At 75.1% G+C, this 13556-nt stretch carries 13 protein-coding genes and 1 riboswitch; of the genes, 8 read left to right on the forward strand and 5 right to left on the reverse strand.

Annotated elements, in window-relative coordinates; all coding sequences use genetic code 11:
* The first annotated feature begins 131 nt into the window (after nucleotides 1-131).
* Nucleotides 132-1343 (forward strand): hypothetical protein, encoded by a 1212-nt coding sequence (locus ABTY61_RS26315; RefSeq protein WP_350507544.1) that lies wholly within the window; start codon nucleotides 132-134, stop codon nucleotides 1341-1343.
* Here ABTY61_RS26315 and ABTY61_RS26320 read toward each other — a convergent pair.
* The 4 genes from ABTY61_RS26320 to ABTY61_RS26335 form a co-directional block, all read right to left on the reverse strand.
* Nucleotides 1340-1786 carry a GNAT family N-acetyltransferase gene (locus tag ABTY61_RS26320; RefSeq protein WP_350507545.1) on the reverse strand — a complete coding sequence of 149 codons (447 nt, stop codon included), beginning with the start codon at nucleotides 1784-1786 and terminating at the stop codon, nucleotides 1340-1342. The genes ABTY61_RS26315 and ABTY61_RS26320 overlap by 4 nt on opposite strands.
* Nucleotides 1787-1822: 36 nt before the next feature.
* Nucleotides 1823-2605 (reverse strand): hypothetical protein, encoded by a 783-nt coding sequence (locus tag ABTY61_RS26325; RefSeq protein WP_350507546.1) that lies wholly within the window; start codon nucleotides 2603-2605, stop codon nucleotides 1823-1825.
* Nucleotides 2606-2706: 101 nt separating this feature from the next.
* Nucleotides 2707-3450: a sensor domain-containing protein gene (locus ABTY61_RS26330; RefSeq protein ID WP_350507547.1), complete on the reverse strand. Its 744-nt coding sequence runs from the start codon at nucleotides 3448-3450 to the stop codon at nucleotides 2707-2709.
* A 116-nt stretch (nucleotides 3451-3566) separates the two neighbouring features.
* A complete protein-coding gene (locus tag ABTY61_RS26335; protein WP_350507548.1) occupies nucleotides 3567-4163 on the reverse strand; it encodes a GNAT family N-acetyltransferase in 597 nt (198 codons plus the stop codon).
* 42 nt (nucleotides 4164-4205) lie between these two features.
* On the opposite strand from ABTY61_RS26335, the gene ABTY61_RS26340 reads away from it, so the two are divergent.
* The gene (locus tag ABTY61_RS26340; RefSeq protein ID WP_350507549.1) at nucleotides 4206-5123 is read left to right on the forward strand and encodes a hypothetical protein; all 918 of its coding nucleotides are present in this window, start codon (nucleotides 4206-4208) and stop codon (nucleotides 5121-5123) included.
* Nucleotides 5124-5188: 65 nt separating this feature from the next.
* Here the strand turns inward: ABTY61_RS26340 and ABTY61_RS26345 are convergent, their stop codons facing one another.
* A complete protein-coding gene (locus tag ABTY61_RS26345) occupies nucleotides 5189-6037 on the reverse strand; it encodes a M23 family metallopeptidase (protein WP_350507550.1) in 849 nt (282 codons plus the stop codon).
* Between the two features lie 12 nt (nucleotides 6038-6049).
* Nucleotides 6050-6208: riboswitch (cyclic di-AMP (ydaO/yuaA leader) on the reverse strand.
* Nucleotides 6209-6404: 196 nt separating this feature from the next.
* Between ABTY61_RS26345 and ABTY61_RS26350 the strand changes: the two genes are divergently transcribed.
* The 6 genes from ABTY61_RS26350 to ABTY61_RS26375 all read left to right on the forward strand — a co-directional run bounded on the left by ABTY61_RS26350 (nucleotide 6405) and on the right by ABTY61_RS26375 (nucleotide 13526).
* Nucleotides 6405-6695 carry a YiaA/YiaB family inner membrane protein gene (locus tag ABTY61_RS26350; RefSeq protein ID WP_350507551.1) on the forward strand — a complete coding sequence of 97 codons (291 nt, stop codon included), beginning with the start codon at nucleotides 6405-6407 and terminating at the stop codon, nucleotides 6693-6695.
* Nucleotides 6696-6839: 144 nt separating this feature from the next.
* A complete protein-coding gene (locus ABTY61_RS26355; RefSeq protein WP_350507552.1) occupies nucleotides 6840-7664 on the forward strand; it encodes an alpha/beta fold hydrolase in 825 nt (274 codons plus the stop codon).
* A 29-nt stretch (nucleotides 7665-7693) separates the two neighbouring features.
* Nucleotides 7694-8272, forward strand: coding sequence for a TetR/AcrR family transcriptional regulator (locus ABTY61_RS26360; protein ID WP_350507553.1), 579 nt, complete (start codon nucleotides 7694-7696; stop codon nucleotides 8270-8272).
* 366 nt (nucleotides 8273-8638) lie between these two features.
* Complete coding sequence (locus ABTY61_RS26365; protein WP_350507554.1) at nucleotides 8639-9751, forward strand: PP2C family protein-serine/threonine phosphatase; 1113 nt, start codon at nucleotides 8639-8641, stop codon at nucleotides 9749-9751.
* A gap of 54 nt (nucleotides 9752-9805) precedes the next feature.
* The gene (locus tag ABTY61_RS26370) at nucleotides 9806-12007 is read left to right on the forward strand and encodes a SpoIIE family protein phosphatase (protein WP_350507555.1); all 2202 of its coding nucleotides are present in this window, start codon (nucleotides 9806-9808) and stop codon (nucleotides 12005-12007) included.
* 286 nt (nucleotides 12008-12293) lie between these two features.
* Nucleotides 12294-13526: a sensor histidine kinase gene (locus tag ABTY61_RS26375; protein WP_350507642.1), complete on the forward strand. Its 1233-nt coding sequence runs from the start codon at nucleotides 12294-12296 to the stop codon at nucleotides 13524-13526.
* The last annotated feature ends 30 nt before the right edge of the window (nucleotides 13527-13556 follow it).

Consider the following 13556-nt stretch of genomic DNA (forward strand, 5'->3'; position numbering starts at 1 on the left):
CGGCGTCGGGGAGCAGCCTGCGGGCCGTCTGCGTTTCCGCCCGGCCCCTCACGTCGTAGCGACGGCGCTCCTGGGGCGTTCCTGTGTCGGGGCCCCGGCGCTAGAGTCGGCGCGGACACAGGGGGTGGGCGATGGCGACGAGGACAAGGCGACGGGCCGGTGGGCCGGCGCTGCGGAGGGCGCAGTGGACGGCCGCCGGGGTACTGACCGGTACGGGACTGCTCGGGCTGCTGCTGTTCGCGCTCGGCCGGGCGCAGGCCTGGCAGGCGCTCGGCGGCGGCCTGGTGGTGGCCGGTGCCTCGACGGTGCTCGGCGGCGCGCTGGGCTTCCTGTTCGGGGTGCCCCGGGTGAGGAGCGGCTCCGGCGAGCCGCAGGGCTCGTACGCGCCGAACACCAATCTGGAGCAGGTCTCCGACTGGCTGACCAAGGTGCTGCTGGGCGTCGGGCTCACCCAGCTCGGCTCGCTCGGCGAGCGGCTGCACCAGCTCGGTACGGCGCTGGCGCCCGCGCTGGGCGGGGAGGACGCCGCGGTGCCGTTCGCGGCCGCGCTGGTGCTGTACTTCCTGGTCCTCGGCTTCCTGGCCGGCTGGCTGGTGACCAGGCTGGCGCTGCCCCGGGTGCTGACCGAGACGGACGAGGCGCTGGACCTCTTCCTGGCCGGACAGGACCGCGACCGGCACGGCGACAAGGTGGGCGCGGACGACCTGCGGGTGCGCGCCATGCAGCAGCTCGGACTGCTCGGCGGCAGCGCGGACCAACCCGCCGCGCTGGCCGCCCAGTTGCCGCCCTCCTCGGACTCCCCCACCGGGCCGGACGGCGTGGTGGCGGAGGTCCGCTCGACCGCCAAGCGCTCGGCGCTGACCGCCGACCAGGTGCGGGCGCTCTTCGCGGACGGCTCCGAGGGCCGCCGGATCCAGGCCCTTGCGCTGATGCAGGGCGACCCGTCACTGGCGGACCTGCCGAGCGTGCTGGAGGCGATCGAGCGCCCGCGATCGGGCTTCGAGCAGTACCACGCGCTGCTGGCCGCCCGGGGCCTGCTCTCCCGGCTGCCCGGCGCCGAGGCGCAGCGGCTGCGGGACGCGGTGGCGGCGCAGTTGGTCGACCCGCAGGGAATTCCGTACGGGTCGGACCGCAGCTGGCTGGCGGAGAAGATACTGTCCCGGCTGCAGGCGGTGGCCTTCGTCCCGGCGCAGCCGACGGGGGACGGGCCGGCGGGTCCGGCGCAGCCGGGCCCGGAGCCGGACGGCGCCACGTCGGACGGCCCCGTACCGGACGGCGCCGCGTCGGCGGGTCCCCCGCAGGTGAACCCGCCGAAGGCGAACCACCCGCAGGCGAACTCCTAGACGGTGAAGCGCAGTTCGGGCTGCTCCCACGGGGTCCTGGGCTGCGGCGGCCGGGTGCCGGTGCGTTCGGCGCCCACCTGGCGGTAGAAGCCCTCGGCGGGCGGGTGCGAGACGACCTTGACCGTGGCGATCCCGGCCGCCCGGGCCCGGTCGAGCATGTCGGTGACCAGGGCCCGCCCGATGCCGAGCCCTTGGGCGTCATCGGCGACGAACATCAGGTCCAGTTCGGCCGGTTCGTGGATCAGCCCGTAGAAGCCGAGCAGCCGGTCGTCGGTGCGGTCGACGGCCATCCGCACCTCGTGGCGCTCGATGTAGTCGGGCCGCACGACGTAGCCGTCGATCATCGCGAAGTACGCGCCGCGGTAGGCGGTGGAGGCCTGGATCAGTGCGGTGAGCCGGTCGGCGTCGGCCGGGCGGGCGGGCCGGATCGTGGTCTCGCTCATATGGGCGAGTATAGGGGCTCACCTGCCTAGTGACCATTACCTGGCCGGTGCCGGAGCGGGCCGGCGGAGGCGCCGGTCGACGGCCCGGAGCACCAGGACCGCGCGGGTGCGGCCGTCCTCGCGCGGCACCCGGCGCACCTCGCTGGCGATCCGGCGCTCGCCGAGCGCGTACCGCAGCCGGTCGAGGTGGCCGCAGCGGCGGCCGCGGCCGTCGTTCAGCGGCTGGACCCGCACCTCACCGTCCGCGGCCGTCACCCGGACCAGCTCGGTCAGGGCGGCCAACTGGCGCTCCGGGTCGAACAGTTCGGGGTAGGCGAAGATCAGGTAGCCGCTCAGGGTGAGGGCGAAGGCGCCGTCCGCGAAGGGCAGCCGGGGCAGTGCGGCGGCCAGGTAGCGCTGCGGATGGGCGGCCGCGTCGGCGGCGAACAGCCGGCGGGCGCGGTCCCAGCTGCGCAGGTAGCGGTCCAAGCGGTCCAAGCGGTCCGGACGGTCCAGGCAGTCGGAGCGGCACGGGCGGGCGGCCGGGTACAGCTGGGGGTGGGCCGCCATCGCGACGGCCATCGACGCCCGGGCGGCCAGGGCCCGGTCCGCGAGCTCGGGCGGCGGCAGCGCGTACGCCGGGTCGACGGCGATCACCCGGCAGCCCAGCTCGCGCGCCTCGGCGGCCAGGCCCGCCGCACCGCCCGGGCAGTCCAGCAGCGGGCCGGGCAGGGCGGCGAGCCCGGCGCGGGTCAGGCCGAACGACGTGCAGTACTCGTCCAGCGGACGGGAGGTGACCAGGACGTCCGGGGCCGGTACGGGGGTGGGGGCGGTGGCCACCCGGCCATCCGAACACGGGCCCGCCCCACCCGCATCCGGAACGCGTCCGGTGCGCGGGTGGGGCGGGGCAGGAAGGGTGCGGGGGCGTGCGGGGCCGGGCCTCAGCGGCCGAGCAGGCCCCGGGCGGCGGCCCGGTTGACGTTGGTCAGGCCGTGGACCAGCCGCGCGGTGAGGAAGACCAGCAGCACGCCGATCGCCGAGAACGCCGCGATCTGCCAGGTGCCCTCGACGTAGTACACGTGCCGGACGTGGTGGCTGTCCGTGAAGTCGAACAGCTGGTACCCGTGCCAGGACGTGTAGCGCGGGAAGACCCAGTGGTAGAGCGGGTAGAGCGCCATCGCCCAGCCGAGCAGCAGGAAGACCAGCGTGAGGGTGAAGCTGAACACCGCCCAGGGGAACATCACCACCTGGTACAGCGCGGCCTTCCAGCCCGCCCCGTCGGCCAGCCGCGCGGTGATCGCGCCCCAATTGCCCGGACGCACCTGGCGCACCGGCGCCGGGCCGGGCACGTCCACGGCGAGCATCTCGCGCACCCGGGCCCGCTCCGCCCGGCCCAGGCCCCGGGCGGCGATGGTCAGACCGGCCAGCACCGGCAGGCCGAGGACGGTCACGAAGGTGCCGACGCCGAGGCAGAACAGGGCGATCGCGACCGCGAAGCCGGCGATGGCGACCGGCAGGCCGGTGAGCGCGTAGCCGACCTCGCGGTAGTAGTGCCCGGAGAACGGCGCCCGCCAGAAGCCGGGCGGCTGATCGGTGCGGCGGGCCCGGACCGGGCCCGTCCCCTCGTCGCCGTAACCGCCCGGGGCGTCCCACCCCTGGTCCAGTGTGCTTCCGCTGCTGCTCATCTCCCGGCCCCCGGCCCCTCGTTGTTCTCGCGGTCGTTCCCACTCGCTGACGTGTTCCAGTCTGGCCGGGGCGCGGCCCGGGAGACATCCGGGGGACCGGCGCATCGGGGGTGGGGTTAACCCCCCTGTCGCGGGCCGGACGGGCCGGACGGACCGGTCCACTCGTCGGCGAGCAGCGCGTACTGGTACGAGTCGCGCCAGACGCCGCCCTTGTACAGGTCGTGCCGGACGTGCCCCTCCAGCCGGAAGCCGAGCCGGGTGAGCACCTTGGCCGAGGCCGCGTTCTCCACGTCGACGCGGGCGGCCAGCCGGTGCAGGCCGAGCGCTCCGAAGGAGAACCCGCAGAGCAGCCCGGCGATCTCGCCCGCGTAGCCGCGGCCCCACACCGGGCGGCTGAGCACGTACCCGAGGTAGGCCGAGCGGTACGTGCCGAGGGTGAGGCTGGCGTGCGCGACCGGCAGCGCGTCCTCCGGGTCCTCGGCGTCCTCCCGCCGGACCACGGCGAGCCGGTAGGTGTGCCGCTCCTCGGCCATCGCCTCCTCCAGGTAGAGCTCGATCTGGTCGGCGCAGGTCTCGCGGTCGCGCGGCTCGAAGGGGAGGTAGCGGGTCACCTCCGGGTCGCTGTACAGCGCGTGCAGCGCGTCCAGTTCCTCCGGGGTGTGGTGGTACTCGCGGATCGCGAGCCGGGGGCCGGTGAGGCGTACGGGGACCATGGCCGCCGACCCTACCCGCGTCCGGCGACTACCGTTCGGAGCATGAACGACGAAGACCTGCGGCTCGCCCCGCGCACCAGGGCCGCCGACCTGCTCGCCTGGGCGGCCGGGCAGGACCGCGCGCCGGTGGCCGAAGCGCCGCTGCGCACGGTGCTGGCGCTGCTGGAGCTGGGCGAGGGCAGGATGCACGACGGCTGGCCCGAACTGACCTCCGACGCGGTGGAGCACCTGCTGTACGAGCGGCTCCACCTCTACGTCCAACCCGCACCGGAGGAGGACCCGTTCGCCTACGGCGAGGCCGTACGGCTGCTGGTCGACCACCAGCGGGCCGTGAAGCGGCTCAACGCCAAGCGCCAGGAGCGGCTGCACGCCGAGGCCGAGTGGCAGGGCGAGGTCGCGGTCGGGCTGCTGCGCCGCGCCGACCTGGTGACCTGGCCCCGGCTGTACGCGGTGCTGCTGCACGCCCACGGGGTGGACGTGGGCGACCCCGCGGCCGTCCGGGACTGGCTGGCCGGCTTCGCCGGGCTCGACGAGGAGGAGCGGCTGGCCGGGTACGGGGCGCTGGGGCCGACCGGCTGGCTGGACGAACCGGACGAGCAGGGCTGGGGGCCGGGCCGGGTGCTGTCCGTCGGCATGGCCACCGACGGCGCGCGACGGCTGCTGGAGCAGGGCCTGATGCGGCGCAGCTACCGCAACCTGGCCGAACTGAACGCGCTGGGGCGCCCGATGCCGGAGGAACTGACCGGGGGCTTCGAGGAGTTCGAGGCGGCGGCGGCCGAGGCGGCGCTCGACCTGCTCGGCGACTGGACGGTGCCCGGGCTGCCGCGGCTGCTGGTGGAGGAGTTCCCGGAGCTCGCGCCGGAGCCGGGGGCGGCCGAGATCGACGCCTACCTGGCGCAGCTGCCCGCGGAGGATTCGAAGGAGGAGCCGGAAGCCGCGGCGGAGGAGCCGGCGGAGTGAGCCGATGACGCGGAAGGGCCCCGGGCGACGCGCCCGGGGCCCTTCCGTACGCTCTTCGGCGGTCCTTACGGGTTGAGGCCGCGCTGCTGGAGCCAGGTCTCCGGGTCGACCGGGGCGCCGCCGCCGGGGCGGACCTCCAGGTGCAGGTGCGGGCCGGTGACGTTGCCGGTCGCGCCGACCTTGCCGATCTGCTGGCCGGAGGTGACGGTGCCGGAGCCCTTGATGATCGAGGAGAGGTGGCAGTACCAGATCTCGGTGCCGTCGGGGAGGGTCTCCACGATCCGGTAGCCGTACGAGCCGGACCAGCCGGCCGAGGTGATGGTGCCCTGGCCGACCGCGAAGACCGGGGTGCCGGTGTCGGCGGCGAAGTCCAGGCCGGTGTGCAGGTGGGCCCAGTAGCGGGCGCTCTGGCCGTAGTGGGCGGAGAGGTTGTAGTCCTTCACCGGCAGGGTGAGGGCGGCGGCCTTGGCCCGCTCGGCCTCCTCGGCGGCGCGCTTGGCCTCCGCCTCCTTGGCGGCGGCCTTGGCCTCGGCCTCCTGGGCGGCCTGCACCCGGGCGCCCTCCTCGGCGGCGGTGCGCTGGCTGTCGGCCTGCTGCTGGATGCGGGCGGCGAGCGCGAGGCCGGGGTCGGCGGCCAGGGCGACCGGCGCCTCGTCCGGGGTCTCGATGGCGGGCGCGGCGGCCGGGGTCGCGGAGGCGAAGCCGGTGGCACCCAGGGTGGCGGCGACGGCGGTGACGCCGAGCAGCGGGGAGGCTCCGCGGGTCTGACGCGGCATCCGGTGGCGGTTGGCCTCGGCCTCCGGGGCGAAGTCCTCCGGATCGAAGGGCTCCGGGCCGTCCGGGCCGGGGTGGTCGAGGAGCTGGGTACCGGCTGCGGGGCCGGCCGGGTGTGCCGGAGTGTGCGTCGACGCCACGGAGGCGCGCTCCTTTCCTTCCTTCGCGCCTACCGGGTTAGCTGACGGGTTCGGAGCAGGAAGGTCTCCTACGGCCGGGCCGGAGCCCCGCCGATTCACCCCAAGGAACGTGGTTCCCCGGCTCCCTGACCTGCCCGGAGGCCGGTCGGCGGGATTAGGCGACGGCGCACGGTGCCGTCTGGGTACGGCGTTGACGACCGCGCTGCGTTATCAAACGTTAATCCTAGGACGCTCTGATTCCAAGCCATCCGCCCGGGACGGCCGTGGAACAGGTGATCGGACGTCAACGAACGACCCCTCAATCACCCGGTTCATCTGAGTACTCCTACTCATGTGCGACCCGACCGCCCCACCGCATCCTGGCGCCATGAGCGCACCGATGCAGTCACGGACCACGGCCGCGTACTTCGCCCAGGCCGCCCTCTCCTTCGCCATCTCCGGCACCGCCCTCGCCGCCGGGATCGCCTACCTGCCCGTCGGCGGCTGGACCCGGGCCTTCCTGGGGATCGGCCTCCTCTACACCGTCACCTCCTCGTTCACGCTGGCCAAGGTGATCCGGGACCGGCAGGAGTCCTCGGACACCGTCGCCCGGGTCGACCAGGCCCGGCTGGAGAAGCTGCTCAGCGAGCACGACCCGTTCAGGGCCGAGGGGATCTGAACGGGGGGACTTGGGCGGGAGGACGCGGGCGGGAGGGCGCTGCCGCCGCTGTCGGCCGGTTCGACCGGGGCACTTGACGGCTAAGGCTATTAGCCTTAGCTTTATGGCTATCGGCAGCAACGACCGAGCCAGCGGAGGCCCACCATGAACGGCACCACCACCCCGAGCACCCAGTACCTCGACGTCCCCGGCGGCCGGCTCGCGTACGACGACACCCGGCAGGGCGACGGCACCCCCGTCATCCTGCTCCCCGGGATGCTCGACTCCCGCCGCGCCTACCGGCACCTGCACCCGCTGCTCACCGCCGCCGGCCACCGGGTGATCACCATGGACGTGCGCGGCTTCGGCGAGTCCTCGATCGTCTGGGACGACTACAGCCCCGCCGCCGTCGCCACCGACGTCCTGGCCCTGCTCGACCACCTCGGCATCGAACGGGCCGTCCTGGTCGGGCAGTCCTACACCGGGGCCACCGTGGTCAAGGTCGCCGGCGACGCACCCCAGCGGGTCGCCGGGATCGCCCTGATCGACGCCTTCGTCGAATACCGGGCCAACGCCCTCATGCAGGGCGTCATGGTCGTCATGGGCGCCGCCATGGTCCGGTGGCCCGGCGTCTGGGGCTACTACCTGCGCAAGATGGCCTACCCCGGCCCCCGCCCCGCCGACCTCGACGGCTACGTCGACGGGCTGGTCGCCGCCCTGCGCACCCCCGGCCGCCGGACCGCCACCCGCGGCCACGTCACCGGCGACTCCGCGCCCATCGGCTGGTGCGCGGCCGTCCGCTGCCCCGCCCTCGTCCTCATGGGCAGCAAGGACCCCGACTTCCCGAAGCCCGAAGCCGTCGCCGACCTCCAGGCCGAGAAGCTCGGCGCCCGCAAGGTGATGATCGAAGGGTCCGGGCACTACCCGATGGCCGACAACCCCGGCGCCGTCGCCGACACCCTGCTGCCCTTCCTCGCCGAACTCGCCTGACCCCTCGCCCCCACGGAGAACCCGAAGCCATGCCCCGCGTAGGACTGACCCCCGACCAGGTCGTCGACCACGCCCTCGCCCTCATCGACGACCAGGGCTCCGAAGCCCTCACCCTCGCCGCCGTCGCCACCCGGGCGGGCGTCGCCACCCCCTCGCTGTACAAGCACGTCAGCGGCGGCCTCGGCGAACTGCGGCGCCTGGTCGCCGTCCGGGTCACCGAAGAACTCGCCGACCGGCTCGCCGAAGCCGCCGTCGGCCGCAGCGGGGACGACGCCGTCAGCGCGGTCCTGCGCGCCTACCAGGCCTACGCCGCCGAACACCCCCACCGCTACGCCGCCCTCCCCCAGGCCCCCCAGCCCGACGACGACCTCACCCGCGCCGCCACCCGCCTCGTCGGCGTCATCGTCGCCGTCCTCCGCGGGTACGGGCTCGACGGCTCCGAAGCCATCCACGCCGCCCGCACCGTCCGCTCCCTCGCCCACGGCTTCGCCTCCCTCACCATCGGCGGCGCCTTCCAACTCGCCGAGGACCTCACCACCACCCACGACCGCCTCATCACCACCCTCACCACCGGCCTCCACACCTGGCCCGGAACCGCCGAGGCATAGGGCTGCACGAGAGGTCGGCCCCGTCGACTTCCGGCGCCGGAGGACACGCGGGGCCGGACCGGGCAGCGGCACCGGCACAACCGGGACGTGCTGGCGGGCACGAGAAGTCGGACGGGCCGACTTCGGGCGACCGGGAGCCGGATGGCTGTGGTGGTCGGCTGGGACTTCAGGGTCTTCCGGTGCGCGCAGTTCCCCGCGCCCCTTTCGGGGCACGCGGATCGGGGTGCGGGGCGTGGGTGGGGAGGCGGGCCGGGTGGCTTCCTGTGGACGGGGAGGGAGGTGGGGGCTGGGGGTGGAGGGGTTAGTGTGGCCCGGCTGACTGGTGGTCATGACAGGGGACCGCCCACGCCTTCGCGGAGGTCCCGGGTGCCCGCACTGATAGCAAGGGTGCGGCGGTGGTACGGCCGGCTGCTGGACGGGGACGTCCGGGCCGGGCGGGTGGCGCTGGGGGTGCTGCTCGGAGTGACGGTGCTGCTGGGGGTGCTGCCGATCCTGCTGCCGTACGGGTGGCCGCCGTCGGCGCTGGTGCTGCCGGTGGTGGGTGGCGGGATGGTGCTGCGGCGCGGGCAGTTGCGGGTGCTGGTGGGTGCGGCGCTGGCGGGCGGTCTGCTGGGGGCGGTGGTGCAGGACCCGCACGGGGTGCGGCTGGGGGTGACGGTGGTGCTGGCGGCGACGGGGGCGACGGTGCTGACGGCGAACCGGTTCCGGGACCGGCTGGGGCTGCGCGGCACCCAGGGCGATTCGATGCTGCTGGAGCTGGCGGAGCACAACCGGGCGTTGGCGCGGCTGCCGGAGCGACTGCTGGACTGGCACTTCGACAGTGCGCTGGCCCCGGCGGGTGGCGCGTCGTTCTCAGGCGACTTCCTGCTGTGCGCGCACCGGCCGGAGGAGGACCTGCTGGAGCTGGTGCTGGTGGACGTGTCCGGCAAGGGCAGCCGGGCGGCGGCCCGGTCGACGCACCTGTCGGGAGCGTTCGCGATGCTGCTGGGCCGGGTGCCGCCGGAGGCGTTCCTGCCGGCGGCCAACGACCACCTGATGCGGATGGGCTGGGAGGACGACTTCGCCACGGCCGTCCACCTGGCGCTGCACCCGGCGACGGGCCGCTACCGACTGTTCAACGCGGGCCATCCGCCGCCGGTGCGGTTCTGCCGGCGTTCGGGCTGGGTGCCGTCGGAGCACGGCGGTCCGGCGCTGGGGCTGGTGCCGGGGGCGCCGTACCCGGCGGCGTCGGGGCGGCTGGCGTACGGGGATTCGCTGCTGCTGTTCAGTGACGGCCTGGTGGAGGTGCCGGGCCGGGACCTGGACGAGGGGGTGGGCCGGCTGCTGGCGGCGGCCGAGCCGGAGGTGCGCACCCACCGGCCCCAGCAGCAGCTGGTCCGGGGTGCGGCGGGGCGGCTGGTGCACGCGGTGGCGCAGGACGTGGCGGACGACCGGACGCTGGTGCTGGTGCGACGGCTGGGCACGGCCGCGGCCGGCTGAGGCACCCGGGTCGGGCGACGGCCGCCGACTCCGGAAATGGGGTATGAAGATTCAGTGCCCATCCCCGAGGACGAGAGCCGGACACCGGCCGGCAGTCCGGCCGTCCGCAGCCCGATGCGCTGCGTGCGCCTGCTGCTCGGCTGCACCAGCGCCGCCGAGCTGCTCGGCACCGTCCTCGCCGAGGGCCCGAACTGGATCACCGGCGAGGGCTCCGCGCTGTACCTGCTGGACTCCGCCGGGATGCTCCGGCTGACCGCCTCGCACGGACTGCCGGACCGGGCGCACGAGCGCTACGGCCTGGTCGACCCGGCCGGCGACCTGCCCGCCGCGATGGCGCTGAGGCTGCGCCGCCCGTACCTGCTCGGCCCGGAGCACACCGGCATCGACTACCCGAACCGCGACGCCGGTCCGGGGACCGGGATGGTCGCCGTGGTCTCCCTCCCGCTGGTGGTGGACGAGCGGCCGACCGGCGTGCTGGCCCTCACCCTGGCGCACCGGGGCACCGTCCCCGGCCGCGATCTGGACGTGCTGGAGACGATCGCCGGGGCCTGCGCCCACCGGCTGCACCACCTGCTGGACCACAAGCTCGACCACACCGCCGACCGGCCCCGGGAGCGGGCCTCCGCCACCCCGGACGCCGCGCCGGCCCACCCGCTGCTGTCGCTCGCGGTGCGGGCCGCCGGGCACGGCGCCTTCGAGCGCGACCTGGTCACCGGGGAGAGCCACTGGGACGCCGCCGCCTTCGCGGTGGCCGGCCGGCCCGTCGCCCCGGACGGGGCCGCCCCGGAGCTGGAGCGACTCGTCCACCCCGAGGACCTGCCGGACGTGCAGGCCGCCCTGGCGGAGGCGCTGGCGAGCGGCGGCCGCTACCGGATCGGCTACCGGGTGCTGCGCGGGGGCGGGCAGGTCGCGCGGGTCGAGGAGTCCGGCGAGGTGATGCTGGACGTGCACGGCCGCCCGGTGCGGATGGCCGGGCTGCTCGCCGACGTGGACCACCGCCCGCCCCGGGACGCCGAGCCGCCGCACGACCCGACCGGGGCCCGGACGGCGCTGCTGCTGTCGCTGACCCGGGCGCTGTCCCGGGCGGTGACCGTTCGGGACGTCACCACCGCCGTCACCGACGTCGCCCGTCCGGCCCTCGGCGCCGCCGGCATCGTGCTGGACCTGGTGGACGAGGGCCGGCTGCTGCCGGTCTCGCACACCGTGTACGGCGGGCCCCGGCGGGCCGAGCTGACCCGGCTGGCGGACCTCTCGGAGCAGGTGATGCCGCACTCGCCGGCCCGCTCGGCCCCGCTGTTCAGCGAGCCCGGCGCCGGGCCGGTGCGGGCGGACTCCCCGGCCGCCTGGGCGGTGCTGCCGCTGGTCGCCTCCGGCCGGCAGGTCGGCTCCTGCCTGATCACCTTCGCCGCCGAGCGCGCGTTCAGCCGCGCGGACCGCACCCTGTACTCGACCTTCGCCGGCATCCTCGCGCAGTCCCTGGAGCGGGCCCGGCTGTACGACACCCACCACCACCGGGCCGGCGAGCTGCAGCGCGCGATGCTCCCGCGCACCCTTCCCCGGCTGCCGGGGATCGCCAGCGCCGCCCGCTACCTGCCGAGCACCGAGGGCATGCAGATCGGCGGCGACTGGTACGACCTGCTGAAGCTGCCGGACGGCCGGATCGGGCTGGTGATCGGCGACGTGCAGGGCCACAACGCCGAGGCGACCGCCGTGATGGGCCAGTTGCGCAGCGGCCTGCGGGCGTACGCCACGGACGGGCACGACCCGGCGGCGACGCTGGCCCGGACCAGTCGGCTGCTGGCCGAGCTGGACACCGAGCTGTTCGCGACCTGCCTCTACCTGACCCTGGACCCGGCCGACGGCCGCCTGGCCGCGGCCCGGGCCGGGCATCCGGCGCCGGTGCGGATCGCCGCCGACGGCACGGCCGTCGAGCTGGAGCTGCCGGGCGGCCCGCCGCTGGGCGTGGACCCGGGGCAGCCGTATCCGCTGACCACCGACCGGCTGGCGGGCGGGGAGACGCTGCTGGCCTACACCGACGGGCTGGTGGAGGACCGCGAGGAGGACTACGACGAGTCGGTGCACCGGATGATCGGCGGGCTGGAGCTGTGGGCCCGGCAAGCCGGCCCGGGGCGGATCGGCCCGGCGCCCGCGCTGGAGCGGCTGGCCGACCTGCTGACCCTGAACGTGACGGAGCGGCGCTCCCGGCCGGACGACGTGGCGCTGCTGCTCCTGCACCGGATGCCGTCCGGCAGCTGACACCGCGCTCCCGCACCGCAGTGCTCCTGCACCGGATGTGACCCCTTCGGCAACACCGTGCGCACGAGTCCCCCACATCCCAGGACGTCAATCGGCCGACATGCGTGCCGTCGAGCAGGTCGAAAGGCCCTGGACGAACGATCGGACGGCACGTCAGCGGCCCGGGATCGGGGTCGAACGACGCCGGGACGGCGGCGTATTGACTCGATATTGACGAGATCAAGTCACATGGCGAGATCCGTTCACACCTTCGTAGGATCATCACCCTAGAATTCGCGGCGTGACGATGACTCAGTGGTGCGCAACGGCTACCGGCGTGCTCGCCGTCCTCGCCCTCGTGGCCGCCGCGCGGTACCGCGCCGTGTCCGTCACCCAGCGCGGCCGGGTCGACCGGCTGGAGGGCGAACTCGCCCGGCTCCAGGAGCAGCTGACCGCCGAACTCTCCCGCCGGGGCGCCGACCTGGCCGCCGCCCAGCAGGAGCAGGAGCTCACCGCCTCCAGCCAGCGGGCCTTCCTCAGCGTCGCCCGCCGGATCCTGGTGATGGCCCACGACCAGCAGGCGCTGCTCGACGAGATGGAGCGCACCCACGACGACCCGGCGCTGCTGGAGGGCCTGCTCAAGGCCGACCACGCCGCCGCCCAACAGGCCCGGCTGGCCCAGACCCTGGCCGTGCTGTGCGGCGCCCGGGCCGGGCGGCACTGGCCGGAGCCGGTCTCGCTGGAGGACGTGGTGCGCGGCGCCCAGTCGCGGATCCTGCCGTTCCAGCGGGTGGTCGTGCGCAGCCGGATCGAGACCGCGGTGGTCGGCGCCGCCGCCGAGGCGCTGATCCACGCCGTCGCCGAACTGCTGGACAACGCGACCCGATACTCCCCGCCCAGCACCCAGGTGTTCGTCACGCTGATGCCGGTGCACAACGGCGCGGTCATCGAGATCGACGACGGCGGCGTCGGCATGCCGGAACAGGCCGTCGCCAAGGCCGCCGCCGCCCTCGCCGGGGGCAGCAGCCTGGAGGTCTCCCGGCTCGGCGAGGTGCCGCAGCTGGGGCTGGCCGCCGTCGGCCGGCTCGCCGAGAGCTACGGCTTCCGGGTCACCCTCAGCTCGGCGCCCTCACCGTACGGCGGCGTGCGCATCGTCGTCCTGCTGCCGAACGCCCTGCTCACCGAACCGCTGCCGCCCACCGTCCCCGGACTCGGGCCGGACGACCGGGCGTTCACCCCCGACCCGCGACCGGCCACCGGCTACGACTACGACCACCCCGGCGCCGGTCACCCACTGGTGGAGACCCCGCCCACCGGCCGGCCCGCCGCGGCCGACAACACCCCGCCGCCGCTGCCCCGCCGGAGCCACCGGCGCGACCGCGCGAACCGCCCCGCCCAGCACGCGGCTCCCCCGCCGCCCGAACCGCCGTACCGCTCGGCCCGGGACGCCCAGGCGTTCATGGCGATGTTCCAGGCCGGTACCGCCAGCGGCCGGTCGGCCGCCCGGAGCCGGGCCCAGGGCCCGCCCGGCCTGCACTGAACCGTCCCGTCCCGTGAACCGTCCCGTCCC

This window comes from Kitasatospora sp. NPDC096128 (assembly GCF_040303105.1).
Classification (GTDB): Bacteria; Actinomycetota; Actinomycetes; order Streptomycetales; family Streptomycetaceae; genus Kitasatospora.

Excerpts from the sequence above, each read along its gene's own strand:
- ABTY61_RS26315 (WP_350507544.1), top strand. The coding sequence starts at position 132 with ATGGCGACGAGGACAAGGCGACGGGCCGGTGGGCCGGCGCTGCGGAGG.
- ABTY61_RS26330 (WP_350507547.1), bottom strand. The coding sequence starts at position 3,450 with ATGAGCAGCAGCGGAAGCACACTGGACCAGGGGTGGGACGCCCCGGGC.
- ABTY61_RS26335 (WP_350507548.1), bottom strand. The coding sequence starts at position 4,163 with ATGGTCCCCGTACGCCTCACCGGCCCCCGGCTCGCGATCCGCGAGTAC.
- ABTY61_RS26360 (WP_350507553.1), top strand. The coding sequence starts at position 7,694 with ATGCCCCGCGTAGGACTGACCCCCGACCAGGTCGTCGACCACGCCCTC.
- ABTY61_RS26340 (WP_350507549.1), top strand. The coding sequence starts at position 4,206 with ATGAACGACGAAGACCTGCGGCTCGCCCCGCGCACCAGGGCCGCCGAC.
- ABTY61_RS26350 (WP_350507551.1), top strand. The coding sequence starts at position 6,405 with ATGAGCGCACCGATGCAGTCACGGACCACGGCCGCGTACTTCGCCCAG.
- ABTY61_RS26355 (WP_350507552.1), top strand. The coding sequence starts at position 6,840 with ATGAACGGCACCACCACCCCGAGCACCCAGTACCTCGACGTCCCCGGC.
- ABTY61_RS26320 (WP_350507545.1), bottom strand. The coding sequence starts at position 1,786 with ATGAGCGAGACCACGATCCGGCCCGCCCGCCCGGCCGACGCCGACCGG.
- ABTY61_RS26375 (WP_350507642.1), top strand. The coding sequence starts at position 12,294 with ATGACTCAGTGGTGCGCAACGGCTACCGGCGTGCTCGCCGTCCTCGCC.